The 24,133-nt window shown below is 57.0% G+C and carries 26 protein-coding genes and 3 pseudogenes; 9 read left to right on the top strand and 20 right to left on the bottom strand.

Going from position 1 to position 24,133, the window contains the following annotated elements; translation table 11 throughout:
• The first annotated feature begins 289 nt into the window (after positions 1-289).
• Positions 290-1,471, top strand: coding sequence for an MFS transporter (locus S101446_RS04245; RefSeq protein ID WP_087608831.1), 1,182 nt, complete (start codon positions 290-292; stop codon positions 1,469-1,471).
• A 261-nt stretch (positions 1,472-1,732) separates the two neighbouring features.
• Here the strand turns inward: S101446_RS04245 and S101446_RS04240 are convergent, their stop codons facing one another.
• Positions 1,733-2,341 carry a TetR/AcrR family transcriptional regulator gene (locus S101446_RS04240; protein WP_087607722.1) on the bottom strand — a complete coding sequence of 203 codons (609 nt, stop codon included), beginning with the start codon at positions 2,339-2,341 and terminating at the stop codon, positions 1,733-1,735.
• Positions 2,342-2,856: 515 nt separating this feature from the next.
• Here S101446_RS04240 and S101446_RS04235 point away from each other — a divergent pair.
• Positions 2,857-3,762, top strand: a complete 906-nt coding sequence (locus S101446_RS04235) for an alpha/beta fold hydrolase (protein WP_087607721.1) — start codon at positions 2,857-2,859, stop codon at positions 3,760-3,762.
• Between the two features lie 112 nt (positions 3,763-3,874).
• Here S101446_RS04235 and S101446_RS04230 read toward each other — a convergent pair whose 3' ends face one another.
• The 3 genes and pseudogenes from S101446_RS04230 to S101446_RS04220 all read right to left on the bottom strand — a co-directional run bounded on the left by S101446_RS04230 (position 3,875) and on the right by S101446_RS04220 (position 5,067).
• Positions 3,875-4,501 carry a DUF2285 domain-containing protein gene (locus tag S101446_RS04230; protein ID WP_087607720.1) on the bottom strand — a complete coding sequence of 209 codons (627 nt, stop codon included), beginning with the start codon at positions 4,499-4,501 and terminating at the stop codon, positions 3,875-3,877.
• A 16-nt stretch (positions 4,502-4,517) separates the two neighbouring features.
• Positions 4,518-4,658, bottom strand: a pseudogene (locus S101446_RS18365) (transcriptional regulator domain-containing protein); the annotation flags it as partial.
• A 130-nt stretch (positions 4,659-4,788) separates the two neighbouring features.
• Positions 4,789-5,067 carry a DNA -binding domain-containing protein gene (locus S101446_RS04220; protein ID WP_087607719.1) on the bottom strand — a complete coding sequence of 93 codons (279 nt, stop codon included), beginning with the start codon at positions 5,065-5,067 and terminating at the stop codon, positions 4,789-4,791.
• Between the two features lie 31 nt (positions 5,068-5,098).
• On the opposite strand from S101446_RS04220, the gene S101446_RS18845 reads away from it, so the two are divergent.
• Positions 5,099-5,368 carry a hypothetical protein gene (locus tag S101446_RS18845; RefSeq protein ID WP_208620553.1) on the top strand — a complete coding sequence of 90 codons (270 nt, stop codon included), beginning with the start codon at positions 5,099-5,101 and terminating at the stop codon, positions 5,366-5,368.
• Positions 5,369-5,533: 165 nt separating this feature from the next.
• On the opposite strand, the gene S101446_RS04210 is transcribed toward S101446_RS18845, so the two are convergent.
• Both S101446_RS04210 and S101446_RS04205 read right to left on the bottom strand, forming a co-directional pair.
• Positions 5,534-5,857, bottom strand: coding sequence for a DUF736 domain-containing protein (locus tag S101446_RS04210; RefSeq protein ID WP_087607717.1), 324 nt, complete (start codon positions 5,855-5,857; stop codon positions 5,534-5,536).
• 589 nt (positions 5,858-6,446) lie between these two features.
• Positions 6,447-6,908 (bottom strand): hypothetical protein, encoded by a 462-nt coding sequence (locus S101446_RS04205; protein WP_087607716.1) that lies wholly within the window; start codon positions 6,906-6,908, stop codon positions 6,447-6,449.
• A 529-nt stretch (positions 6,909-7,437) separates the two neighbouring features.
• Here S101446_RS04205 and S101446_RS18185 point away from each other — a divergent pair.
• Complete coding sequence (locus tag S101446_RS18185) at positions 7,438-7,689, top strand: hypothetical protein (RefSeq protein ID WP_010510536.1); 252 nt, start codon at positions 7,438-7,440, stop codon at positions 7,687-7,689.
• Positions 7,690-7,879: 190 nt separating this feature from the next.
• Here the strand turns inward: S101446_RS18185 and S101446_RS04190 are convergent.
• Together S101446_RS04190 and S101446_RS04185 are read right to left on the bottom strand one after the other, a co-directional pair.
• Positions 7,880-8,837: pseudogene (locus S101446_RS04190) on the bottom strand (DUF2493 domain-containing protein).
• Positions 8,838-9,157: 320 nt separating this feature from the next.
• Entirely contained in the window at positions 9,158-10,219 is a 1,062-nt protein-coding gene (locus S101446_RS04185; RefSeq protein ID WP_087608830.1) for a DUF7146 domain-containing protein, read from the bottom strand.
• Between the two features lie 250 nt (positions 10,220-10,469).
• Between S101446_RS04185 and S101446_RS04180 the strand changes: the two genes are divergently transcribed.
• From S101446_RS04180 to S101446_RS04170, 3 genes are all read left to right on the top strand, one after another.
• On the top strand, positions 10,470-10,751 hold the full coding sequence (locus S101446_RS04180; protein WP_087608829.1) for an HU family DNA-binding protein: 282 nt from the start codon (positions 10,470-10,472) through the stop codon (positions 10,749-10,751).
• A gap of 78 nt (positions 10,752-10,829) precedes the next feature.
• Positions 10,830-11,111, top strand: coding sequence for an AbrB/MazE/SpoVT family DNA-binding domain-containing protein (locus tag S101446_RS04175; RefSeq protein ID WP_208620552.1), 282 nt, complete (start codon positions 10,830-10,832; stop codon positions 11,109-11,111).
• Positions 11,092-11,481: a type II toxin-antitoxin system VapC family toxin gene (locus S101446_RS04170; RefSeq protein ID WP_087607712.1), complete on the top strand. Its 390-nt coding sequence runs from the start codon at positions 11,092-11,094 to the stop codon at positions 11,479-11,481. Before S101446_RS04175 ends, S101446_RS04170 begins: the two co-directional genes overlap by 20 nt.
• Before the next feature lie 7 nt (positions 11,482-11,488).
• Here the strand turns inward: S101446_RS04170 and S101446_RS04165 are convergent, their stop codons facing one another.
• The 3 genes and pseudogenes from S101446_RS04165 to S101446_RS04155 form a co-directional block, all read right to left on the bottom strand.
• On the bottom strand, positions 11,489-11,896 hold the full coding sequence (locus tag S101446_RS04165) for a hypothetical protein (protein ID WP_087607711.1): 408 nt from the start codon (positions 11,894-11,896) through the stop codon (positions 11,489-11,491).
• Positions 11,897-11,973: 77 nt separating this feature from the next.
• Entirely contained in the window at positions 11,974-13,176 is a 1,203-nt protein-coding gene (locus tag S101446_RS04160; protein ID WP_087607710.1) for a DUF932 domain-containing protein, read from the bottom strand.
• Positions 13,177-13,314: 138 nt separating this feature from the next.
• Positions 13,315-13,755, bottom strand: a pseudogene (locus S101446_RS04155) (chromosome partitioning protein ParB); the annotation flags it as partial.
• 109 nt (positions 13,756-13,864) lie between these two features.
• Here S101446_RS04155 and S101446_RS04145 point away from each other — a divergent pair.
• A complete protein-coding gene (locus tag S101446_RS04145; protein ID WP_157684818.1) occupies positions 13,865-15,472 on the top strand; it encodes an ISL3 family transposase in 1,608 nt (535 codons plus the stop codon).
• 422 nt (positions 15,473-15,894) lie between these two features.
• On the opposite strand, the gene S101446_RS17635 is transcribed toward S101446_RS04145, so the two are convergent.
• The 9 genes from S101446_RS17635 to S101446_RS04100 form a co-directional block, all read right to left on the bottom strand.
• On the bottom strand, positions 15,895-16,530 hold the full coding sequence (locus S101446_RS17635; RefSeq protein ID WP_157684817.1) for a hypothetical protein: 636 nt from the start codon (positions 16,528-16,530) through the stop codon (positions 15,895-15,897).
• On the bottom strand, positions 16,530-17,204 hold the full coding sequence (locus tag S101446_RS04140; RefSeq protein ID WP_157684816.1) for a hypothetical protein: 675 nt from the start codon (positions 17,202-17,204) through the stop codon (positions 16,530-16,532). Before S101446_RS04140 ends, S101446_RS17635 begins: the two co-directional genes overlap by 1 nt.
• Before the next feature lie 81 nt (positions 17,205-17,285).
• Entirely contained in the window at positions 17,286-18,551 is a 1,266-nt protein-coding gene (locus tag S101446_RS04135) for a type II restriction endonuclease (protein WP_087607706.1), read from the bottom strand.
• Positions 18,548-19,027: a very short patch repair endonuclease gene (locus S101446_RS04130; protein WP_341865151.1), complete on the bottom strand. Its 480-nt coding sequence runs from the start codon at positions 19,025-19,027 to the stop codon at positions 18,548-18,550. Before S101446_RS04130 ends, S101446_RS04135 begins: the two co-directional genes overlap by 4 nt.
• On the bottom strand, positions 18,999-20,258 hold the full coding sequence (gene dcm, locus S101446_RS04125) for a DNA (cytosine-5-)-methyltransferase (protein ID WP_087607705.1): 1,260 nt from the start codon (positions 20,256-20,258) through the stop codon (positions 18,999-19,001). Before dcm ends, S101446_RS04130 begins: the two co-directional genes overlap by 29 nt.
• Positions 20,259-20,885: 627 nt before the next feature.
• Positions 20,886-21,425 (bottom strand): tyrosine-type recombinase/integrase, encoded by a 540-nt coding sequence (locus S101446_RS04120; RefSeq protein WP_244184496.1) that lies wholly within the window; start codon positions 21,423-21,425, stop codon positions 20,886-20,888.
• A 329-nt stretch (positions 21,426-21,754) separates the two neighbouring features.
• Complete coding sequence (locus S101446_RS04110) at positions 21,755-21,961, bottom strand: helix-turn-helix transcriptional regulator (RefSeq protein WP_087608826.1); 207 nt, start codon at positions 21,959-21,961, stop codon at positions 21,755-21,757.
• 589 nt (positions 21,962-22,550) lie between these two features.
• Positions 22,551-22,820, bottom strand: coding sequence for a hypothetical protein (locus tag S101446_RS18355; RefSeq protein ID WP_244184493.1), 270 nt, complete (start codon positions 22,818-22,820; stop codon positions 22,551-22,553).
• A gap of 265 nt (positions 22,821-23,085) precedes the next feature.
• Positions 23,086-23,292, bottom strand: coding sequence for a hypothetical protein (locus S101446_RS04100; RefSeq protein ID WP_235450143.1), 207 nt, complete (start codon positions 23,290-23,292; stop codon positions 23,086-23,088).
• Positions 23,293-23,566: 274 nt separating this feature from the next.
• Here S101446_RS04100 and S101446_RS04095 point away from each other — a divergent pair, with 274 nt between their 5' ends.
• Positions 23,567-23,872: a hypothetical protein gene (locus S101446_RS04095; RefSeq protein WP_244184491.1), complete on the top strand. Its 306-nt coding sequence runs from the start codon at positions 23,567-23,569 to the stop codon at positions 23,870-23,872.
• Positions 23,873-24,133: the final 261 nt, after the last annotated feature.

Genomic DNA, 24,133 nt, shown 5'->3' with positions numbered 1-24,133 from the left:
ACGTAATGCCGGAATTCCATAATGCAGCTTTAAACATTCGGGAACGAACGCGGTCTTCCAGCACATAATTTCCACCAATGGAAGCGCGCTACAGCGTGAAGCTGTCGGTAGTGAAAATAGCCCATTCAGGCAGGGAGATTCGAAGCGATCAAGGTGCAAAAACGAGGTCGCCTTACCCGCTTCCTCCTTTATTATGGAGGGGTCACTTCAGAATTCATTGCCAGTCATCTCGAGGTGATATATTGTAGAGCGACCACTTCATAATATATGAACTTTTGGGATGCCGGCAATGAAAGAAAAGCATAGTGCGCTCCTGCCTACTCTTGCGCTGGCCTTCGGCACGTTCGGTATCGCTGTAACAGAATTTAGCCCTATGGGAATATTACCATTAATCGCAACGGGGCTTAATGTCTCGATCCCGACTGCAGGCTTTTTGGTAACCGCCTATGCGGTTGGCGTCGTGATCGGTGCACCGCTAATGACCCTCACTACCGCTCGGATGCCGCGACGTGCGCTCTTGATTTTCCTCATGATCATCTTCACGGCTGGCAATATTCTCGCGGCTAGTTCTGACGGGTACGGAATGTTGCTGGCAGCCCGCATTTTAACATCGCTTAGCCACGGGGCCTTTCAAGGTATTGGCGCAGTTGTCGCGGCTAGCATTGCGCCCGAAGGTCGGCGGGCAGGCGCTGTCGCTACAGTGTTAATGGGCGTAACACTTGCTAATGTTGGCGGAGTGCCCTTGGCGACATGCGCAGGCGAGTTGCTCGGGTGGCGCGCGGTATTTATTGGCATCGGCGCAATGGGGTTGATAACGATCTTGCTCCTCTGGATGGTGCTGCCTGACGCTCCTGCGAAGAAAAATGTAGACATGACTGCGGAACTCCGTGTCCTGAAACGCCGTCCCGTAATTGTCGCGCTTGCGATTACGGTGGTCGGATCAAGTGCGATGTTCACAGTATTTACTTACATATCTCCTATTTTACAAAATTATACGCATGAAACATCTTTATTTGTATCGATAGCACTCGTTATTTACGGGATAGGTCTCACTATAGGCAACTGGTTAGGCGGTCATTTTGCGGACAAATCAGTTGATGCCACCATACTTACTGCACTAAGTGCACTCACAGTTTTGTTGATGCTATTTGCATGGGCAATGCGTTGGCCATCGCCTGCTGCGGTACTTATTTTTCTGTGGGGCGTTGCGACATTCGCTCTTGTGCCACCGCTCCAGTTGCGCGTGATGATGAACGCTGGCGACGCCCCTAATCTCGCATCTGCCATGAACATTGGTGCATTCAATTTTGGAAATGCAATTGGTGCGACGCTTGGGGGCACAGTACTTAATTGGGGCTTCGGATATCCAGCAGTCTCATTGGCAGGTGCGGTGATGGCCGGAGCCGGCTTTGTCATGACACTTGTTTTCAGATCAGGAGAGGCAAATGCCTCCACTGAAAGGCGCGCGTGAGCTATGGCTATATAGCTTTTTGTTTTCTTAGAATATTTGCGCTCGATGTGATCAGGATGGGCCGTTATCTTGATGACATCCCATATTATTCACGATTTCTACAGCCAGAATCTATAGTCTATCAGATAAACGATTCTAGCCGAAAAGACGGTTATGTTCAATATGCTAAGATTTTTTAGTCAACTCCGTCGGAGTGTCTGTCGCAATTGCGATCACCGAAAGTCAAAGAAGCCGAGGACTGCCGAATGGGAGATCACCTCTTCAATCATTCCGAGCCTCATCCCACAGACGCATGAGTCTGCTGATTGCAGCATCAATGTCTTTTCCGGTAGTGCCGTCTCTGGCTTCGAAGGAAATTCCCAACAGAAAAGTACTGAACATGGTGGTCAGCGAAACAACCTCTGTCGTAGGCGGGAGATCGCCATTTTCAACAGCACGCGTGATATGTCGCCGAATGCCCTGTCGAATGCGTGCTCGCTCTGAAGCAAGTAGCGCTACTACATGGTCATTCTGCGGGGAACAGTTGCTTGCCCCCAGAACGATCAGGCATCCCAATGGATGCGACGCCGTAGTCTGCATGCGCGCGGAGCGCCGGAGTGCCACTTCAATAGCCTTACGGGGAGGCAGAGAGTCATTCCTGAGCGATTCGGTTGCCTTTCCAAAGGTCTCCAGAAAACGGTGAACCGCTTCCCGAAACAATTCCTCCTTTGACCCAAATGCAGAATAAAAGCTCGCGGGTGAGATACCACCCATACAATCCTGAAGTTGGGTGAGCGAGGTCGCCTCGTAGCCCCGCTTCCAGAATAGCATCATCGCCGCTTCTAGGGCTTGCTCCCTGTCAAATTCGCGTGGACGTCCCGTTCGTGCCATTCGAAGTCTCCCTGCAGCTATTAAATAGTATTTGCTCCACAACGTCCAGCTATCGCAACGATAAGTGCACTGCGGACCACATCGTTGTATCATCCAACTACTGATTTTTGTAGGGACCGCTCTTAAAGTCATTGCATTTTGATAGCATCCCTCATATTCTGAAATGGTCCTTCTGTAGTTTCAGAAGAATTTCGGGTGCGAACACAGTGCTAAGCGAAACGTATGCGTTAGAGTTAAGCATGCGGTTGCTCAGGTGAAACCACTGTCGCCATAGATCTCTTGTGGTTCCGACACTCACTGTATCAAGCGCGATTGCGACAGCGCAAAAGCGGGCAGCCCGCACATAGTTCGCGACCGTCTAGGTTATGGCGGAACAATGAAGCCTCCCGAATGATACGTCATGAAGGACAGACACATCGTCACGAACAACTCATCATTCAACCACGTCAGCCATAGATCTGGCGGCGGAGGACGAAGACAACGGTTCCTCCACAGAAGTTGGAAGAAGAAGAATCATGTCCTCTTTGCAAATTTTTGATCATCAGGGCGCGCCAGTCCGTCATGGCAAAGCCAAAGTTAATGATGTTCGACTCCACTATATGACCGCAGGAACAGGTGCGCCACTTTTACTGCTCCACGGCGTGCCAAAAACATCCACTTATTGGTATCGCATCTTTCCGCTTCTAACATCCCACTTCACGCTTATAGCACCGGATATCCGAGGGTTCGGTGACTCGGAGAAGCCAATTGGTGGTTATGATATGGCGACCATAGCAACGGATCTTGCAGAACTCATGACTTCTCTGGGCCACGATACATTCTTTGTTGCAGGGGAAGACTGGGGAGCTGCCTTTGCCTATGCAGTCGCGGCAACAAACCGGCAGCGTGTTAAAAAGTTGTCCTACGGCGAGATGCTCCTTCCTGGCTTCGGCATTGAGAAGTGGTCCTTTCTTAATAAAGAAAATGTGGAATCGGTTCATTGGAGTTGGCATGTTGCATTCTTTTTTCTCCGGGAAATCCCGGAAATGCTGATTCGTGGGAAAGAGGAAATTTTTTGGACAAGTTGGATGAAGAACGAAACTTATGACCCGTCAGCTATATCTAATGTTGCTGCGGCTGACTGGATCCGTTCTGCATCTGGCCCTGGCGGTTTACGCGGTATTTTTGAGGTCTATCGAGCCCATTTCGTAAACCAGGAACTCGTTCTCGGGTGGTCAAAAGATAAGCTGACCATTCCGGTTCTAGCGCTCAGCAGCGCTTATTTCATGGGTGATGAGCCACTGCGGCAGATGGAAAATGTTGCAGCGGACATACGTTTTGTCGAACTTGAACACTGTGGACATAGCATGGCACTTGAACAACCACAGCGGGTAGCAGAGGAACTTATAAACTTCTTTGCATCCTCACATTCCGATTATTGAATGATTATTCTTCATGAACGGGACAATCTATTACGCTTGGGTTTAAGGTTGCGAAACTTGTAACGTAATGGAGGAGCTGCCTGTAACCTTCATATCCTTGTCGACATTCAAATCATTCAATGCTGCGTATCCGCTTACGGAATGGATGAAGCAACAGACGGCGATAATTCTTCTGTCTCATGGAATTGGCGAGCCGGGCCAGACGATCCATGCGCGCCTGCAGGTCATGCCCGATCCAGTCGCGTGCGGAAACGGCTTCCCGCCGGAACAGGACTGGTGCCATCTCGCGACGACTGGCCCCTGCCCCGCTTCCATCCAGAAAACGCAGGGCAAGAATCAGGCGTTCCCGGCGCGCTGGCGACAGTACGGTGGGATCACGTCCGGCCCTCTGCCCCATGGCGGCACGCCACAGTCGCAGGGCAGCGGCAATACGGATTTCAAACAGGCGATCAAAGGGCAGAAGAACTGCCCTCCCGTGGCTCTCTGGAGCAAGAGCCAGGACGTGCAATGTTGTTCCAGCCAGATGAATGACAGTTTCGGTGTTTCCGACTGCCTGTGTCGCCTCCGGCAGAGTTGACCGAAAACCCAAGCGGTCGTCAGTCAGGTCCACCGGCATCGTGGTCAGAACCGTCACGCCCGGAAACGCGCGCGCCGTCCAAACCGCAGATGACGGCACTTCCGCATGATCCGCAGGGTCGAAATCGCAACCCCCAGTGCCGGGCGAAGGCCTCGGCGTCATCGGGATGCAGCGTTCCTGCCTGTGTCGCAAGCTGAAGCCTGCGCCGGTCGTGCTGGAAATCTGGATTACGGCACAGAAACTGCAGGGCAAAGGCAGGGGCGTTGAGTGACCGCAGGCTCTCGTACGCGCCCGCCGATCGCCAGTTGGCGCGGCTCATGGCGTCATCTCCGATGCAGAATGGGGTAACAGGGCGAGCATTCGCCCCGCCCGATTATGTCCGTAGATGACCGTTCGCGCTATCCCTACGCACAGCAAGACCCGTTGCGGTTGATGCAACGGGCCAAGGGTCAGTTGGGGGCACCGCCACGCAGGAGATGACGGAAACCATGAGACGTCATCCAGTGTGCCCGGGCAAGATGGCTCATCCAGCACTGCCGGGTACGCTCCGGATCGACCGCGGGATCACGGTGCAGGACCAAGCGGGCAACATCCTGCCAGTCGGCCTGGTCAGCTTCTGCATCCAGTAGCCGCAGATAGGTGATCAGGTGCTGCTCGTCATACCCGGTCAGATAGGTGGCTTCAGGGGCGACATCAGCAATCGCAGGGTCGCGTGGCGGCTTGTCCATGGCAGGTTACTCAGGAGCGGTTGCGGGGACGATGACGGTCAGTCTGCCCTGCCACTGGATCGGAAGTCCCGTTAAGAAACATGACGCCATGGCCCCTGTCGGATGTGATGAAGAGGATCCCTGCTGTTTCCAGTGCGCGACGGACCTGATCCGCAGTGTTCTCATGAACGGCCAGGCCGCGCTCGGACTCAAGCCGCTTGAGGGCTGTCAGCGCTACAAGGGCGTGCGTGGCAAGCTCTTCCTGCGTCCAGTTCAGCAGGGCCCGTGCCGCCCGGACTTGTCGGCCAGTGATCATCCATGATCACATCCGACAGACTGACGGACCGTGCCAGAAATACGACTATATTAGTCGCTTTCGAGTCGTTCAAGTCCGATGTCATAAGGTGCCGCCTTTGTCAGGGCACGGGCCGGGTCCGTCTGGTGGGAGGAACCCCGCCCGGACAACCGGGCGGGGTATTAGGTGGGATCAGTCCCCGTTTGGCCGGCGGGGCCGGGTCCAGATCAGGCTGTATCCCTCGCCGTCTTCGTCCCGGAACAGATTGGCGAAGATCGGGGCGTTGAAGCTTGGGTCGTCGAGCTTGAGGGACAGGTAGTCGCGTCCCTCGCCGGAGCGCTTCGACCAGGCGGCTCCGATTTCGGCCCGGCCCACGAAGATCCGGTAGCTGGGTGCGTTGTCGTTGGCACGGTTGGCTTCCGGCACGATGCGGACATTCTTCGTCTGGAGGGACAGCGTGGCGATTTCGCCCTGGATTTCGTTGCCGACCTTCTTGAAGGAACCGATGTTGGCCATGTGACTTCTCCTGCTGTTATCGGGCGGCGACCACCGCGGCCTCGATGGCGATCGTCCGCCCGAAGGCGATCGACCGGGCATCCGCTTGCGGACCGCAGCATCGCGGAGGACGGCAGCGGCGGAACTTTCTTGTCTCGCGAGGAATGGGGCGCAGCCCCAAGGGAAGAAAGTTGCGACGTGCCGTTGCCCAAGGGCGATCGAGGCGCAGCTGTCCTTCGGGCAGATCAGCCAATGAAGAGGACGTGATGGTCGCTGCCTGACAGCATTCCCGGAAGAAGACGTGGCCTTACTGGCTGTTCCTTCATGGTCGGCCGATGCTCAAGCCAGGGTGTGGGTATCACCCGCGCTTACGGATCCCGACGAGGAACCGCATGCCTGCCCCTGACCTGCCATGCCGATGACATCAGGCTGCGACTGAGGTTTGGGTATGCCGGGATAACGAAGCTGCCTTTCGGCAGCATTCCGGCAAGCCCATGCGCACCACTGTCCCACGGGCGGTCGATTGACGCTCTGGCGCCCTTCCCCTTCGATCCTGTTTCAGGAACGCGTGATGAAACGAGGGTAATACAGCCTGGTCTGGACGCACCTGTTACCCGGGGTGCGAACGGGAACTGCGGCTGTCCATATCCTGTTCCTGTGCATCGGCCGGGACAAACGCCCACATACGGACCCATGCCGTGCCCCCGACGAAGGCGGCGCCTGTTATGGCAAACAGGTGTGCCCAGACGCCGGAGGACAGGCCGGTCTGCGCCAGTCCCAGCGTCGTGTCGTAACCGGCAAGTGCTGCCGGTATGGCGAAGATCAGTGCCAGCATCATCCTGAACCAGACGACTGCAACCAGCGCAAACGCTACCTGGCCTGCGAGCAGTGTCGCAACGCCTGTAATGAATCCTGTCACGATGGCGCCGACCGCACCACTCCCGGCGTGGATGGCATGCAGGAAGGCGACCACGCCAATGGCGAAAGGCAGGGCATAGATGGCAAGGGTGAAGACCAGCCAGCACAGAAGGCCGACGCTGGCGACGCAGAGGAAGGGTGCGACAACAAGCATAATGCGATCTCCGCTGGACACGGCTGAACGATCGCGTCTGCCACCACCACCTCGACGCAGCGAAACTATAGCCGAATTCGGCGGAGGCCGTCACGTTGAAAACATGGCGCGATGCAGGTCATGTTCGCGCCATGCGGATCCGTCTCTAGTGACGCAGGAAACCCATGCCGGTCTGCATGGCGGTATCCAGCACATCCGACCAGATGCCTCCTCCTCCACCGCCCGGACCGCCTCGGCCACCTCCTGGTGGACCGCCGGTTTCTGATCCGTCGGTAACGGGCAGGCCATCATCGTCTAGGGGTTGCCGGTGCTCGGCACATCCGGAGAGACAGCAGAAACAGCAAAGGATCGCCATGAAACGGGATACCGTACACGCCATTCAATCCGATCCGCCGATCTGAATTTTTGATACATCCACGTCTTCGTGCACGTTTGTAGGTGGTGTTCCGCCCTGCCTCTGCCCTTCGCGTGGGCGGGGTGGCGGACCGCAGCGGGTGGCAGAGCGGTCCATATCCGGTGGCGGCCTCCTGTGGCTCCCGAAGTCATCATCGGGCGGCCCATCGCCGCCCATGCCCCCGCCCATCATGCCGCCGGGTCCACCACCCGGCATCATGCCCGACATACCGCCGCCGGGACCAAAGCCGCCCCCGAAACCCTCTGTCATGCCACCATGAAATCCGCCCCCCATATCGGGGCGTCCTCCCGGTGGCGGCCCCCTTCGACAGGTGGTGTCATGATCATGGCCCTGTCCATGGCAGGCCCCCAGCGCGAGAGGCAGTAACAGGCAGAGGGATGCGGGAAGCTGGCGGATGGGAAGCATTCGGTTTCAACAGTCATCAGGAAGGTGCCAGAACATTATCGGGCTGTCCGTCCCGATATCCGTTACGAAGTTTTATTTAATGATTCCGACTGTATGGCCGCATGACAGGTCCTGATACGGAACCGTCATGCGGCTATGGAAACGATGGCGCCTACACGCCACCGCTGCCGAATTTCCAGACCGGAATTCCGAGTTTTCTGGCCTTGTCAGCAAGGTTTCCCTGAATGCCGGTGCCCGGAAAAACGAGGATACCGATCGGCATGACGTTCAGCATGGCATCGTTACGCCGGAAGGGCGCCGCCTTGGCGTGTCTGGACCAGTCGGGCTTGAAGACGATCTGTGTGACCTTGCGGTGTTCAGCCCAGCGGGCCGCAATCAGTTCGGCACCCCGGGGTGAGCCTCCATGCAGCAGGACCATGTCAGGATGCCGACCGCGCACCCGATCGAGACGGTCCCAGATCAGCTGGTGGTCATTGAAGTCCAGGCCACCGGTAATGGCCACTTTCGGACCTGGAGGAACCAGAAGCTCGGTGTCAGCCCTGCGACGGGCATGCAGGAAATCCCGGCTGTCCACCATCGTGGCGGTCATGGTGGGGCGACTGACCAACGAGCCGTGTCCGGGGCGCCAGGATGAACCGGTATGGCGTTCAAAGAGATCGGCAGCATGATCGCGGAAGATCTCGTAGGCATTGCGTCGTTCGATCAGGGTCTGGCCCTCGGCCAGCATGCGTTCGAGTTCGACCGAGCGGATCTCGCTCCCATCCTGCTCCCGCTGCGCCTGCTTCTGCGCCTGTTCGTTCCGGTCCAGTTCACGCTCGACCTGCGCCACCGTGCGGTGGAAGACATTGACCATGGACCAGAGCAGGGTTTCAAGGTCGGGTTTCAGACGGGTTTCAGACGGGTTTCAGACGAGTTTCACTCAGCGTCGCCACCATGGCGTCAAAGATATCGGCCACTGCGCCGCCAATGGTGCTGGCTTCCGGTAACGGCCTGGCGTCGGGTTCGTCTTCGAAAGGGCGATAGCCGTAGAGCTGGAGTTCAGTAAGGACATGATCTGTCGGTGACGATGTGTGGGCGGGTTCGAACCTGTCATCCTGCGTACGGGTCATGAGGGGTCTCTCCGGTTTCAGTCGGCCGCGCCCATCGCGGCCTTCCCGGGGGCGGAACGCGGCGGTCGGGACAGGCCGGAACCGCGCTCGCGCGGTCGAAGCAACGCGGAGGATGACCGGTGGCGGCTATTTTGTTTCGCGATGTAAAGCGCGGCTGGCCGCGCGACGGAAAATAGTTGCCACCGGGCATTGCAGGCCCGGCCCGGCTGTCGCCCGCTCCCCTCCTGGAAGGCCATGGGCGCGCCCTGCCGAACGGGGAAGCCTTGACCTGACCATGCGAGATGATGGACATTCCGGCCTGTTGCGCTACCGAACGGTTATCAGACCGTACCGTCCATGAGGAGTGCCACGTCCTGCGGGGCAAGCTGCGGACGCAGGACCGACCGGAGCGCACCTCGACCAAGATGGCGGAGATCATCATTGAAATCTGCGAGCCGGGGCGAAAGCACGATCGCCTCGACCCCGACAGCCTGTGCCTGCTGGCACAAGGCTTTCGCCGTATGGTCGCCTGTCGGATCGTCATCACGGATAACATAAAGACGCCTGAGCAAGGCCGGGAATGCGGAGGCCGCGAGGTGGGCGGATGACAGGCAGGCCGCCAGGGGCAGTTGCGGCAAGACCATGCCGATCGATAGCACCGTCTCGATCCCTTCACCCATAGCCATGACGCCGGATGCCGCGCCAAAACGGACCGCATGGCCCAGCAGTTGTCCCATCGCCCGTCGTGGCGTTTTGACTGGCGCTTTCCCCTCCCCGTCCGGTGACAGCCATGTGCGATGCACACCGGTCAGCCTGCCGTCCAGATCGGTGACTGCAGCAATCAGGGCAGGCCATGTTTCGGTAGAACCGCCATCATCTGCCCGATAGTAGCAGCGCGGATGAAAACGCAGGGAAGCGGTTTCGTGCAGTTCCGTAATGCCGCGTTTACGCAGATACGTTTCCACGATTGTGCCCGTAATCGGCCTGCTCATGGCAAACAGCCGACGGGCCGCCTCCGTTGACCCTGTCGCGCCACTATTCCGGGAAAAGGAAGATAAGCCGCCCGGAGAAGGCCGCGATGAAAGATGTGCCGACGGCAGGCTAAGGAAATGGCGCGCTTCATCCACCACGTCCCGGAAGTCTGTCAGGCCCCGCGTCTCGCGGATGATGTCAAGCAGGTCGCCATGTTCGGCGCTGGCGGCATCAGTCCATTTACCAGCCGCGCCTTTTCCCTCTGCGCTGCCCTGTAGCCGGACAAACATGGAGCGACCCGGGGTGTTACGCGCGTCGCCAACCAGCCAGTAATTACCCTGTCTGCGTCCCGCAGGCAGATAATGCCGACAGACTGCTTCGGCCTGCCCGGCAAGACGGCGGGCAAGGTCGGCCGCATCGTGCTGGTGCATCATGCCTCCTGAGAACATCATGGTTGAAAGGGACTGCGTTACCCAGATTCCTCGAGGCCACGCAGGATGGAAGCGTATTGGCTTCTGAATGTAAAAACCGGCGGCCATGGGCTAAAAAATGGACGGTTGTTCCCTGTCAACCGGTGTCCGTCAGCCAGCCTGCGACAGTCTGTTGCTTGTGCCATGCCTGATTTTGGCCATAACGGGTGATCAGAAGACCGCATTTTTTGCCGTTAGAAAGGACATCATCATGAAGGTTTCGGATCTCGTCGAGATCGTGGCCGCCGAGGCTGACCTGAGCAATGCCGACACCCGCAAGGTCATCGACGCAGTGGTCGAGGCCATGACCCAGGCTGCGATCAGGGGCGAGGAAGTGACCCTGCCGAACTTCGGCAAGTTCAAGGTCAAGGATGTACCAGCCCGGGAAGGCCGTAATCCGGCGACGGGTGCCACGATCCAGATCGCGGCTTCACGCAAGCTGGGCTTTACCCCGGCCAAGGCGCTCAAGGACGCGTTGAACGGCGGGAAATAAACGTCCCTTGGGAAGGATCGGCTTGCATCTGGCAGGGGCGATCTTTATCTTACACCTGTCTTACAACGGAGACAGGTGATGCCAGCCGATCCCCTCACCACAACCGTCTCGACCAAGGGGCAGGTGATCCTGCCCAAGGCGCTGCGCGAACAGTTGCACTGGCCCGCCGGAACACGACTGGTGGTTGAAAACACCGAACGCGGCGTCCTGCTTCGTCCGCTGCAGGAAGCTTTCGCGGCCACCCGGCCCGAAGATGTATTTGGCAGCCTCCCGCCCACAGGCGGCCCGAAATCGATTGATGAGATGCAGGCAGGTCTGGACGCGGAAATCAGGCAACGCCATGCGCGCGGTCGATACTAATATCATCGTCCGCTACCTGACGGGTGATGATCCGAAACAGGCCGAAAAGGCGCGTGCGGTGGTCAACGGGGAGTTGGTCTTCGTGCCACGCACCGTCGTGCTGGAAACCGAATGGGTTCTGCGCGGGGTGTATGACATGCCGAAGAACAGGGTGATCCCGGCCCTGCGCGCCTTTGCGGGCCTGCCCACGGTCACGGTCGAGGATGCGACGCTTGTGGCCCAGGCCTTCGATTGGGCGGAAGCGGGCATGGACTTTGCGGACGCGCTCCATCTTGCCGCAGCAAAGAGCTGCAGCGGTTTTGCGACATTCGACAGGCGTTTCATGCGCGCGGCCACCAAGGTTGGCACGCTGTCGGTCAGCGCCCCCTGATCCGCTTTTACGTTTTTCCGGCAATGGTATCCTCCAGCCATCCGTAAGTAGCAATCCATGCCACCGTCTCCCTGCTTCCCAGATCAATGACGTGCGCACCGCCTCCGAAGGCGTTCACGCGCGGGCGTGTGCAGGTATTGGCCCATTGAAAGCCCCAGCGACCAGTGAGCCGGAATTTATGGGCGCAGCGCAGGACAAAGACGACCACCTGGGCGGGCTCACCCGTTCTATCGTCCCGAATCCACAGCCTGCCGGCTCCATGGGCAGGTTCTACCGAGACGGCAAACGGTATCCCCCCTGCGTCATCGATCTGGTACTCGGCCAGCAGATCCAGATAGATCGTCATCGCGCGGGCGGCGTTGCGTGCGGAGCCGACGTCAAGAACGCACGAGAAATGCGTAAAGAAGTCCGCCATGGTCTGTCTCCATGAAAACGCAGAAGCCCGGCGCAGGGCCGGGCCTGGTGAAACCACATGGTTCATCTCGGAACGTGTCAGATCATTTTTTCCATCAGCTTGCGTGCCCTGCCCTCCAGATCCAGCCGTGTGTCCTGGTTGGTCTTCGTCCGCGCCAGTGCCGTAATTCCCTGCACGAAGTCGAACACACTCTCGGGCTTGCGTCCCTCCTCGTTCAGCACGGTTTCGATGATCCTGGTGGTTTCCGGTTTGGAGAACCCACGACGACGCAGGAAACTTTCGCGATCGTCATCGGTTCTGGCCACCAGCGCCCGGCGTGACGCCTGGATGCCCGAGACGAACGACGCCGGGCTGGCCGTGGCGAAATTCCGGAGCGCCGGTGTGGCCTGATGCACGAAACGCGAGGCGGCAAACTTGCTATGCCGGATTGTGATCTGTTCGAAATTTTCCACGCCCCAGAGCATTCTGTTTTGACACACTCCGCGCAGATAGAATGACGCAATGCCAAGGCTCTTGCTGCCGACTTCGGAATTCCAGGCGTAGAAACCCCGGAAATAAAGATCGGGATCGCCATTGGGCAGGCGTCCGGCTTCGATCGGGTGTGTGTCGTCCACAAGAAACAGGAACACATCGCGATCCGATGCGTAGAGCGTGGTGGTTTCCTTGGTGATATCCACGTACGGATTATGGGTCATGGTGGCCCAGTCGATCACACCGGGCACCTTCCAGTTGGTATCACCCGTGCCATCGCCGGCGATCTTGCGCACCGCGCCGACCAGCTCATGATCCCAGATACGGCCGTAATCGGGACCGGTCACGGCGCGCAGTTCCACGCGCCCGTCCTCGGTTTCCAGCGTCTTGACCAGCTCGGCGCGGTGCGACAGCAGCCCGTGCTGCAGATTGATCGCCGCCAGAGGCGCGGGGAGATTGCGCAGATACGATGATGGCGCACCGACAAGACTGCACATCTGGCCAAAGGACCAGTGGGTGGGAGCAATCGGGTCATTCTGTCCTGGCACGGTCAGGGTCAGGCGTTCGGCATTGTCGCGGGACGCTTCGACGCGAATGGCGCGACTCTCCACGGTGCGGGCCGTGGCCCGATCCGCGCGCGCCAGGGTCGCGGCGTGCAGATCGGACAGCGACAGGTAGCGCTCGTCATCGGGGCGCGAGAACCATTCGGACGAGACGCGAACATTGCGCTCGCCACGGGAGGGATCAATCCGGAAGCCGCCAGACCCGGCGCCACGGGACGCAGGGGGCAGGATGGTGGTCGTGGTCATGGAAAACTCTCCTCTGATGCCGGTTATTCGGCACCCAAGGCGAAGCCGCCCTCTCCCTCTTCCCGGGAGGGCGGACATGAAAAAAGCGGCTTCCGGGCACCGGAAGCCGCTGTCTCACCATTCCAAAAATCCATTGCGCTATTCGGCAGCGATGGCCTCCATATCCCCGCCTGCCGTCACCGTTTCAACCCGTGCCTGATCGGCCAGCCCTACGGCCCGCAACGCCTCGGGTAGCCAGACCGAACCATCAAGCAGCCGCTCCGCCTCACGGGCCATGTCGGGCTTCTTCAGGTGGGCGATGCGCTCGGCCGCCTCGTCACCGCGTGCTTCCCGCACCGCCTGCAGGATGCGGGCCTTGGTCACCCGGCCGAGATAGTTCTCGACCATGGGCTGCCAGCCCGCCTCGACCAGATCGAGGCTGAGAGCCGATGCCAGACGGTCTGCACGCTTGAGACGCTCGGTGACGCTGCGCTGGGACACCGCGCCATAGGCGGGCATGCGCTCGTAGAGCGCGTTGATGCCGAAGGACAGGCAATGGGCCAGCAACGCCATACGGCTGGCATCGTCCAGGCTGTTGATTTTCACTGAGAACTGGGGTCTTCCGCAAAGTGTGTGGCGCGAGGACTTGTACTGCGGAAAGGAAGCCGAGAAATCCTGAAGGTATGCAACTTTTGGGGATTTTTCTGTCGTGTCACGCTTCCGGTGCCTTGATCTTCCGCCCTCTCTCGTTGTTGATCAGGTCACGCCGAGCGACAATACGGTGCAGATAGAAGCGAGTTTACGTGATCGCAGTGCTGTCTGTCCCGACTGTCATATCCGGACGCAGCGGATCCATAGTCTTTATCGCCGCACATTGTCGGATCTGCCCTGGCAGGGCCGTCGTGTTACGCTCCGGGTTTCCTCGTTCCGTCTTTACTGCAACACTGCTGGTTGTCGTCGCCGGACGTTTGTCATCCCGCTTTCTGATATGGCCGTGCCCTATGGGCGGCATACCATGCGCCTGACAGACCTTCACCATTATGTGGCCCATGCCCTGGGTGGGTCTGCAGGTGCAAGAATGGCAGAACGCCTGCGTTGCCCGGTCAGCGCAGACACTCTGATCCGCAGGCTCCTTTCCAGAATGTCAGGGAAGCCCCCTGCGCGGTCTCCCCGTGTTCTGGGTGTGGATGACTGGGCCTGGCGTCGGGGGCATCATTACGGCACCATCCTGGTCGATCTGGAAAAAAATGATGTGGTCAACCTGCTGCCAGACCGGCAGGCGGATACCCTTGCTGCATGGCTTGTGCAAAATCCCGGTATTGAGATCATTGCCAGAGACCGGGCTGGAGCCTACGCGGATGCCTGTTACAGAGGCGCACCATCGGCCGTTCAGGTCACAGACAGATGGCATCTGCTCAGAAACCTCTCGGATGCCTTTGTGGCGGTTGTGGACCGGTATGCCCGTACAGCCCGGCAGACCACGCAGAAACTCTGTCAGTCAGCCTCCACGGATACCGGGATACGTGCCCAGCCATCATGCCTGCAAAAAGCACAGGCGCCCACACGGAATGCGAGCCAGGCCGCACAGTCAAGGCGTGAAACCCGATTCAATGATGCCCTTGCCCTGAAAGCCGAAGGGCATGGCCTTCAGGCCATAGCTGACATGATCGGTGTCGAGCGCAAGACCCTGCGGCGTTGGTTCAGGCAGGGGCACGCCCCGACATGGAAGCGTACCACGACAAAGCCCGGTATCCTCGCGCCTTATACGGATTATCTGGACAGGCGATGGCATCAAGGATGCCATAACGCCACGACATTGTGGCGGGAGTTGGTCAGTCAGGGCTTTACCGGGAAATATGGGATTGTGTGGAAATGGTTGACGATACGACAGGCTGCGTCTCCACAACAGCGCTCCCGACGCTATGGTGTGCCTCCCCTCGGACGGAAACTGGCACGCCTCTTATTGACGGATCATGGAACACTTGCCGATCAGCAGACCCTGTTTGTCAGGGAACTTCTTGCAGCAGAACCCCAACTGGAAAAAACGACCAGCTGGGCGAGGAAAATGCAAAATCTGCTCTGCAGGAGATCAGAAGACAACCTCAGGCTTTTACTGGAAGCAGGAAGGGATACCCTGTTCTCCCGTCTGGTTCCAGCCCTTGAACGGGATGCCGCAGCCATTCGGGCTTCTCTTGTGACATCGTGGACAACCAGCCCTGTCGAGGGGCAGATCAGTCGATTGAAAATGATAAAGCGCACCATGTTCGGGAGAGCAGGCTTCGAACTCCTCAGGGCACGTGTACTTCCAATCTCATAGCGCAAAAATCACCACACACTTTGCGGAAGACCCCAGTTCTCAGTGAAAATCAACATGGTGACCTGATCCAGACTTCGGACGATACAAAAGGCCTTAGAACGCTTCTACGCTAGATTGGCAGACAATGCCGGGCAGGTCCTCTTCGAGGAGACCGGTCGCTTCCATCACCAGTCGGAGAGCCATCTGGCAAAGTCCGGCATCCCATTCTCACTGGTCAATTCACGGAATGGCGTGCTTACCTCGCGGGAGGCAGCACACCTGCATGAGTTGCCAGATAAGGACATCCTATAAAAACCTAACATTTCTTTTTAAGTTGCAACAAAAACGTAGCACACTAAGATTAGTATTCTTGGATCAGGGCGTTCCGATAGGAGGCGTTGTCTTCTCTATTGAAATACCTGCCCCGCTACCCATTATTATTTCTACCAATTGTTGAACTGGATGGCACCCGTTCCCGCTAGTGCTGTGGAAGGTGTGTCCCCTTTCAGAAGGCTGGCGCAGGGCTGCACGATTTTTTTCACAAAGTCCCGTTGGCTGGTAATTTGCGATAGAGGTACGCTAAAAAACCAGTCCGTTGCGTCAAGAGGGCCATATGGCTGGATAGGATCACTACTTTGGTCAGTCTTCCAGATTATCAGTTCTGGCACATGAGGGTAAATACAACTACCTTCCCGTGTATCTTCATGAACGGGATGTCCATTTTCATCGATTAACAGCATGTCCAGTTCCCACCTGTTTTTATATGCGGGTGAATAGGCGCATGTAAGCAGGGATGTGCGGGCATATTCCCACTGGGGGTCGTTGACAGGCCGATACATTTCAAATGCGAGAATCAATGCCCTGTGATGCCGACTTTTGGAGAGTAAAAGCTTATATGAATATGCTGCACTACTGGAAATAATATCCTGATCAGCCCTTTCTTCGTAATCATCTCCTTGCAGATCCAGTAACAGACCCGCATTATGGAATAGTTGCGGCGCTTCTGCTGACAGACGGTCTGCTGCCCGCCATATCCTATCTGTGTTTGTAAAAGATGTAAAAATATCGCATTTGTTCATTAGTTCTCTCCTGTCACCCACTCTGAAATTAAATCGACCGGATCAATGGTGAAGCCACCGAATGATACCTGTCCTGCTTTTTCAAGAAATGTAGAAATCTGTTTTCCCCATTCCTGTACCTGTGATGGTCCGGAAGCCCGACCGAGATGGCGCGCAACTCCATGCACATGTGCCCACCGCATGTTGACCACATCGGCGTCCCTGATCGGATCGGCCGCCTGTGTCAATGCAACCAGCAGTGTCGCATCGTGTGGATGGTCCCGTTGTACAGCTTCGCGTTCGCGTCTGATTTCACGCAGCAGATCATCGGGGTGTATGGCCCATGTCCATTTCATTTCACATGTAATGGTCAGCGTAGGGAGATCAACCATGGGAAATCGCATCACAACGTCAGGCTCGCAGCGGGATACAAAGACTCCGTTTGATGATTTTGCTTTCAGCCCTTTGGGCCATAACCGGATTTCGTGTGTGGTGGGCGTTTGTGTCTGATACCTGTCAGGCATGTTCAGACCGAGCAGGTTCCTTATGATGGTCCAGACATCTTCTGTCCGCATGAAAGTCAGCGGTGAAAATACCATGGAGGTAATGGCATCTTCATTCCTGTCATTTGTATGGTCATCGTGCCGACTAGCCAGAATGCGTCGAACACCTTTGTGGTTGAATGCGTGCAACATGCAATCAGTGTGGGCGATTGTCCTTTAAAGGACAATGATCCTTATGTATGAGGGCAATGCGTTTTTGTCCGTACATTCCATTTAGGTGCTATCATGGTTATGAAAACCTATTAAATTATTTTGTAGATAAGTATTCTGTCGGGATCGAACAAGATCAATAAACTCGGCAACATTCATCAACCATGCCTGCTGTGTTGGACGAAAGGTCGTGTGCAGTGTTTCTGGCAGAACAAGCTGAAGCTCTTTAGCCTGCATTTCATCGGTCTGGTTTTCGGAAATGCCGGGTTCCAGGGTAAGAAGGTGCTTTTGGCTGATACGGACCGCTTCTGACAGAACCTGACGCCAGCGGTCCTTGAGTGTTGATTTTGAGCCGAGCATGGTCAACCTGTCAGCAGGAAATGTAGGGTCCGCATAAGCCTGCTTATCAGGAAACAGAAAGTCGGGTTTATTGCGATTTTCTGTTTCAGCGCCGCGCACATACCGGATGTCGTTTTCCTGAAAAACCGCCTCGAGATGATTTTCCAGCGCCGAGCCGGCACGGGCTTTGCGCCGGTTCTGCACGCTCAGTGAAAAACTGAGAAAACCGTCCACATCCGCGCCATCGTGGCCTTGGAACCCGGCATTGATCTTTTCGGCTACAATCCGGCGTTCGAGCCTGCGAAATAGCTGTTCTTCGCGTTCCATCCATGTGACCAGGGCGTTGTCAGGATTGTCCCGTGCCGAAATATGCGGCAGGGATCTGCGTGCGAGATCAGAAAAGACCCGTGTGGTGGGAAACCTGAGACCGAATGGCTCAATGAGTCTATCGAGTGTGTCTGCTTCCGGCTCCGCCGGTTCCACCCCCAGTTCGTCCAGGATATAACGGGCTGCGAAATTCAGTTCCGGATCGTGTGATCCCTCGATTTCCTGAAAGGCAAAACCGGTTTCGGACAGGCTGTCGAGACCAAAAAGCCAGAACAACTGGTTCTGTACAGTGCTGTCTGCCGGCACGATGATCAGGAGAGCGCTCCCGTCCTGGCGCATGGCAAGGAAAAATATGTCCCCTGGTGCCATGATTTCGGTCACCTCATTGGAACTGTAATAGAGGCGGTATTCAGTGCGGGTGGGATGTCTCCTGCGGGCATCATACCAGCTTAGTACCCCATCAACCGAAACGGCTGCCTGTTCTTCACCCAACCATATGAACCGAGCGGAAATATTGCGCCGGTCATCATCTCCCAGAAGCTTCCGTAAAGGTAGTGAACCATTGAGTTCATGCTGGTTTGATCTGTCTGGGCGGGTTTCAACCTCGGTCAGTCTTTTTGCGACGACACCCTCGAACTGGTCTGAAAGCTGTCCGCGTTTCACGTGTTACTGCTCCTTATCTCCAGTTCAGTTGTTGTCGATTTCAGCCATGATGCACAGGTTTCAAGGACATCCTCCAGTGAGATGCGTCCCTTTCCCCGTATTGCACATTCCCACACGGTTCCGACGCGCCAGTCGGAGTTGCGTAATGTGGGGACGGTCCGGGCATCAACAGCCCGGTTACGCTCGATCTTGCTGCGCCAGAATTCGGTGCGGGTACCCGGGAGACGGAAAAGATGGCAGTCATGGCCATGCCAGAAGCAGCCATGGATGAAAATTACGGCCCTGTATTTTGGAAATACCAGATCCGGCGTACCCGGCAGCTTTCTGTCATGCAGTCTGAAGCGGAAACCAAGGGCATGCAGGCCTTTTCGCAGGACCATTTCCGGCTTCGTGTCTTTCCCGCGGATACCAGCCATCATCCGGCTCCGCTGTTCGGGGGAGACGATATCAGGCAACGGCAACCTGCTGATGCGCATGAGGCAGCCCCGGGATATCAGGCTGGGACCATACCGGCACGGCAGACTGCTGCGCCAGGGCTGACCGGATATAGGGTTTCATCGCGTTGGCCAGAAACTCGATGACCGGTACCACGACCGCATTTCCGAACTGGCGATAGGCCTGCGTGTCCGAAACGCCGATGCGGAAACGACGTGCTCCCCGGTCAAACCCCATCAGACGTGCACATTCCAGCGGGGTCAGGCGACGTGGACGTTTGCCTTCTTGTCTGATCAGGATCTCGGAGCCATCCTTATGGTACCGGGCTGACAGCGTTCTGGCGACATCGTCCGGTCCGAACAGCCCGAAACCGAAGCCGTTACCGGCTGCAGCATGTTTGGCCTTGTAATTCTGGAGATAGGTCCAGAGATGTTCCGTGAGGGTGTACTTCGGGTCTACTTCATCATGGGGCAGAAGGATTGAGCCGAGCCGGGGCCCCTGCTCCGCGGGCGGAATCGCCAGGGACGCGAGTTCAAACTCCGTTTTTTCACGAAAACCTACGATAAAAATACGTTCCCGCTTCTGGGGAACCCAAGACGCCGCGCTGATCACCCGCGTCTGGACATGATAGCCCAGTTCTTCCTGAAGAACGTGCATGATGGTGGCGAAGGTACGCCCCCTGTCATGCCGTTCCAGATTTTTCACGTTTTCCAGGAGGAATGCTGCTGGCCGGTGATGGGCGATGATCCGGGCCGTATCGAAAAACAGGGTTCCCTGGGTGTCGCACAGGAAGCCATGGGGTCTGCCCAGAGAATTTTTCTTGGAAACGCCGGCGATCGAAAAAGGCTGGCAGGGAAAGCCGGCAAGAAGGATATCGTGCTCGGGGATCAGCGACGGATCATCGGCAAACGGCCGGATATCCCCACTGATTTCGTGATTGTCCGGATAATTGAGTGCATAGGTCTGTCGGGAGAACCGGTCCCACTCCGAGGTGAAGACGCATCGACCGCCAATCCCTTCAAAGCCGATCCTGAGACCACCAATACCGGCAAACAGGTCAATGAAGCGGAAGTTGACCCTTTCCTTTTCGAACGCACGGAGCCGTTCATTGGCGATATGGCGTAGCAGTTTGAGTGCCGTGCGGCTCGCCGCACCGGGCATGTTCTCGTAACGATATACCGTCCGCTCTCCCAGCCCCAGTTCTTCTGCTGCCTGATGTAACGTAAGGCCTGCCCGGTCACGCAGGAGACTGAATTCTGTTCGCGTGGGCATGAAGGTGTTTCCGATATCGGTGGACTAGGACTGTATCTGCCCTAATGGCAGAATCCTTCCCAGAGAGCAAGCTATTGTTCCTCTCATGTTCTTCTGAAACCTGCGGCATGGTCCTTTTCTCCCAACATTGATTTACCGGGCTTTTCTGAGGCCAGATGCGACAGGATTGAGCTTCTACCATTTATGCGGCTTTCGCTATGGATGACTTTTCCTATACGCGAGATGACTATTTTTCTGCTGAGAAAAGAGCATCGATTTCCCCGTTGGCAACGGGATTTAAAAAACATTATGTATGATAATTTCTGGATATGTATTCTTTTGAACCAGCATGGCAGGAAAACGCTTTTCCAAAGCGTGGGATGCGCACTTGGTTTGATGGCGGTTCCGGTTTGTATAGAGGCGCAGCCTATGGGCAGGTCAAAATGCATCGCTGTCGGTGTGGCATCGTGAAAATATTTTATGGGTATAATGCCGGGTATGGCGATAAATGTGGAATGTTGAAATCTATGTATTTCAGCGTATTACAACAGATAAATGATGCCCTTCCCCTCCGCCAGAACTTATTGTAAACAAACAAGAAATTGCCAAGCGCCCTCCGGGGCGCTTTGGTCGTTTCAGGATGGTTTTTCAGGCTGCTGTGGGGGAATTTGTGGGGACCCCCGCAAAAATCTGCTCCGCCTGGAACTGGACCCGTTCCTGTTCCTCCACGGTCAGGAAGCCCAGATAGTTCTGCTCGGTCACCTTCACGGAACTGTGTCCGAGATGCCGGGACAGGCGATAGATGTTTCCCCCTGCCTTCAGCCACCGCACGGCAAAGGCATGTCGCAGGCCATGCACCCCGAAGCGCCGGAATAGCGGATTGTCACGCAGGATGCGCCGCATGATCTGGGCATGGTTGGATGAGAAATTGGCAAACGGCCTGCCGGTGGTGCCGCTGGTGTAAAGGAAGCCATTTGCTGCCCCCTCCTCCAGCGCCCTGGTGGCATTGCCGCCGGGCGTGTGCCAGCTGATGGTGCGCGGCCTGCTGGTCTTGGTTTTGGTCAGCAGGATCTGGCGGCTTCGGCTGTCCACCTGCCAGCGTTCCAGCTTCACGGCTTCGTTCATGCGCATGCCGGTTTCGGCCAGTATGGTCAGGATGCCTGCAATTCCCGGTGGCGCTCCGGCCATTCAGCGGGCGATGGCCGCATCTGTTTCCCAATACGCGTCGCCCCAGACAGGTCATGAGTGAAAACGCGCTGGGTTATCTGCTTAACCGCGCGGGTTTCCATCACTACCATGTACCGCATGGCTTCCGGTCCACCATCATGAACGAGGGTTTCAGAAGTGACCGGCAGGTGACCGATGTGATGCTGGCCCATTCGCTCAAGGATAAAGTGGAAGGCGCGTACAATCGGGCGATCTATCTGGAGCGGCGGCGTGAATTGGCGCAGGTCTGGGCTGACCTGGTCAGAGAAGGTCAGGTCAGCCTCGGGGAACTGATTGCAACAAGAAACCGGTCAGTTGTCTGGCGTACCGGCGGTATTGATCCAGTCCTCGATAATGCCGGAATGCCAGCGGATTGTGCCGCTGGACAGTTTGCGTGGTCTGGGGAACGTCCCTTTACTGATATGCCGGTAAATGGTTGCCCGGCTCAGTCCGGTTCTTTCAGTAACCTCCCGTAGACGTAAAAGTCTGTTGTCGGGTCTGTATTCCGTTGCGTCCATGTTCAGGTCCTCCATGTCTTGTCTGTTGGGATCAATCTGTTTCGTGTTCCTGATGTCTGCAGGACTTCCCGGTATGAATGGTGATGCCACGCTGCTTCCGGGGCGTACAGGAGTGTTCCCGACTGCCTGTGAAGCAGTTACGGAACGGAACTGATTAAGACGGCACGGAGCTGTGCGGCCGCAACCGATCTGGCCGGTGATAGGGGAACCGGATGGAAAGACTTGCAGGCGGCAGCCTGCGCGGACTGCAGGACCTCCACGGCAATCCTGTCCAGTTTCGGTCTGAAAAACGGCTGTGCCGGATGTCCTGCCCCGAGTTTTCGGATTGCAGGCCGACTGCCTGACTGATGAGGCAGAAATCGGATATCGCACATCGGTTTTAACGGATCAGGTAGGATCCTGTCTGATCCAGGCATTCGGATCGTCATGGCGGTGAACTCCCTGACGGGCGCAGGCGAGCCTCCCTCCCCTCTTCTCATCCCGTCACGAACTCTCGCGCAGCCCTCTGACTTTATGTCGCGACTGTACTGTATATGCGACATGAAAACTGATCATTTCCATTCAGAATGGACATAAGACATGGATCAGTTCACGGACCGATGCGGATGCCGGATACGTCTACCGTATCGGGCACCTGCTGGACCGCAGGCGGGGCTGGCAGCGTGGTCGTCTGGCGGGACGAACTTTGTACGTGCGCGGGGAAATCAGGCGGCATGCAGTCTTTGGGTAGGCTGTTCCTGGCGGTCTGTTCTTCCGTGAAGGGACTACTCTGATCCATGCCAGGCCCCATACCCGTCGGCATCGGGCCGGGCATACCGCCTGCGCCTGTCATGCCGCCCATGGGAAAACCACCCATCATGCCGCGTCCGCTGCCGACGCCAAAGCCGGTGGTTATGCTGCCATGCACGCTACTATTGTGCGACGATGGGGGGCGCCAGCATTTATCGGTACGGTCTGGCGGTTGGTGACAGCCTGACATCGCTACTATGAGGACAGGCAGGAAGAACGTGATGGCACGTCCTGTATTATGGTTGGACATGGACAGTAGCGGCATCTCACCTGTGGGGACCCCAACCTTAATCCGCTAACCGGCTGTGTTCCCGTCACAAAATGTAAGCCCCAGCTTACCAGTCTTCGACGGTTCCCCTGTCTTTCTCATCGGGTGCAAACGGATCAAGCGGGTCATCCGTGGGCGGATCAACCGGTTCGTCATCACTGCCCCAGTCCGGTATATCCGGTCGGGGATCATCCAGCGGATCGTCATCCGGGTCAGGTCCGGGATCCGGAATGGGTGTGGGTGGTGGCACCGTGGTCGGCGGTTCAGATGGCACGGGAATGTCCGGTTTATCTCTGACCTGCATCCTGAACATGACGTTCCTCCTCCAACAGGTCCACGTGCAACGGAAAGGACCGGTGACAGGTTGCATGCACGGCACTGCCTGTCAGCGTGCTTTTCTGCCGGTTATGTTCAGATAGTGCGGGCCTGGTCTTTTCAACAAAAAAGCCCGGCAATACGCCGGGCCTTCCGCTGGAGGGACGTGATCAGTTGGAATTGCTGCTGTTCTGGTTCCAGCCGCCATTGCGGTCGCCGCCATGACTACCGTCATGCTCACCCCAGTTACCGTTCTGGCCGTCGCTGCCATGGTTGCCACGCTCGCCGGGGCCATTGTTCTGGTCGCCGTGGTTGTCACCACCGCGATCGCCCCGTTCGCCACCGGGACCGCCGTTCTGGTCACCACCATTCTGGTGACCGCCGCCCTGGCTCCCATGGTTGCCGTGGCCGCTATGCCTGCCACCGTGATGGCCATGGCCACGATGTTCGCCCTGCCCACTGCCCTGGTTCTGGTCAGGGGACTGGGCCTAGGCTGCCAGCGGAAGGGAGATGCCAAGGGCAAGAGCAAACAGAATTGAACGCTTCATGATATATCCTTTGATTCGGCCTCTGATCCATCGTCCCGCATCAGCGGACATGTGAGGTCGAACGATGTGAAAAATAGTATCGAGAATATCTGGTCCAAAGTTTATACTTCTTCATGGACCGGTAATATTCCAGTTAATGTTCCAGATATCCGAACGCGTATTCTGGAACGTGAGTAACCTTTGCCCGGTCACTCACAAACCACGCCATGACATTCCATAAAAACAGATCTTGTACATAGCGGGATTATGGAG

It is taken from the genome of Komagataeibacter europaeus, assembly GCF_002173515.1.
Lineage (GTDB): Bacteria > Pseudomonadota > Alphaproteobacteria > Acetobacterales > Acetobacteraceae > Komagataeibacter > Komagataeibacter europaeus.
This window is presented reverse-complemented; position numbering and strand designations above follow the sequence as displayed.

Bases quoted from the DNA above. Each gene is read 5' to 3' on its own strand.
- S101446_RS04245 (WP_087608831.1), top strand. From the start codon at position 290: ATGAAAGAAAAGCATAGTGCGCTCCTGCCTACTCTTGCGCTGGCCTTC.
- S101446_RS04240 (WP_087607722.1), bottom strand. From the start codon at position 2,341: ATGGCACGAACGGGACGTCCACGCGAATTTGACAGGGAGCAAGCCCTA.
- S101446_RS04235 (WP_087607721.1), top strand. From the start codon at position 2,857: ATGTCCTCTTTGCAAATTTTTGATCATCAGGGCGCGCCAGTCCGTCAT.
- S101446_RS04230 (WP_087607720.1), bottom strand. From the start codon at position 4,501: ATGACGCCGAGGCCTTCGCCCGGCACTGGGGGTTGCGATTTCGACCCT.
- S101446_RS04220 (WP_087607719.1), bottom strand. From the start codon at position 5,067: ATGGACAAGCCGCCACGCGACCCTGCGATTGCTGATGTCGCCCCTGAA.
- S101446_RS18845 (WP_208620553.1), top strand. From the start codon at position 5,099: ATGACGGTCAGTCTGCCCTGCCACTGGATCGGAAGTCCCGTTAAGAAA.
- S101446_RS04210 (WP_087607717.1), bottom strand. From the start codon at position 5,857: ATGGCCAACATCGGTTCCTTCAAGAAGGTCGGCAACGAAATCCAGGGC.
- S101446_RS04205 (WP_087607716.1), bottom strand. From the start codon at position 6,908: ATGCTTGTTGTCGCACCCTTCCTCTGCGTCGCCAGCGTCGGCCTTCTG.
- S101446_RS04185 (WP_087608830.1), bottom strand. From the start codon at position 10,219: ATGCACCAGCACGATGCGGCCGACCTTGCCCGCCGTCTTGCCGGGCAG.
- S101446_RS04180 (WP_087608829.1), top strand. From the start codon at position 10,470: ATGAAGGTTTCGGATCTCGTCGAGATCGTGGCCGCCGAGGCTGACCTG.
- S101446_RS04175 (WP_208620552.1), top strand. From the start codon at position 10,830: ATGCCAGCCGATCCCCTCACCACAACCGTCTCGACCAAGGGGCAGGTG.
- S101446_RS04170 (WP_087607712.1), top strand. From the start codon at position 11,092: ATGCGCGCGGTCGATACTAATATCATCGTCCGCTACCTGACGGGTGAT.
- S101446_RS04165 (WP_087607711.1), bottom strand. From the start codon at position 11,896: ATGGCGGACTTCTTTACGCATTTCTCGTGCGTTCTTGACGTCGGCTCC.
- S101446_RS04160 (WP_087607710.1), bottom strand. From the start codon at position 13,176: ATGACCACGACCACCATCCTGCCCCCTGCGTCCCGTGGCGCCGGGTCT.
- S101446_RS17635 (WP_157684817.1), bottom strand. From the start codon at position 16,530: ATGAACAAATGCGATATTTTTACATCTTTTACAAACACAGATAGGATA.
- S101446_RS04140 (WP_157684816.1), bottom strand. From the start codon at position 17,204: ATGTTGCACGCATTCAACCACAAAGGTGTTCGACGCATTCTGGCTAGT.
- S101446_RS04130 (WP_341865151.1), bottom strand. From the start codon at position 19,027: ATGCGCATCAGCAGGTTGCCGTTGCCTGATATCGTCTCCCCCGAACAG.
- dcm (WP_087607705.1), bottom strand. From the start codon at position 20,258: ATGCCCACGCGAACAGAATTCAGTCTCCTGCGTGACCGGGCAGGCCTT.
- S101446_RS04120 (WP_244184496.1), bottom strand. From the start codon at position 21,425: ATGGCCGGAGCGCCACCGGGAATTGCAGGCATCCTGACCATACTGGCC.
- S101446_RS04110 (WP_087608826.1), bottom strand. From the start codon at position 21,961: ATGGACGCAACGGAATACAGACCCGACAACAGACTTTTACGTCTACGG.
- S101446_RS18355 (WP_244184493.1), bottom strand. From the start codon at position 22,820: ATGATGGGTGGTTTTCCCATGGGCGGCATGACAGGCGCAGGCGGTATG.
- S101446_RS04095 (WP_244184491.1), top strand. From the start codon at position 23,567: ATGCTCACCCCAGTTACCGTTCTGGCCGTCGCTGCCATGGTTGCCACG.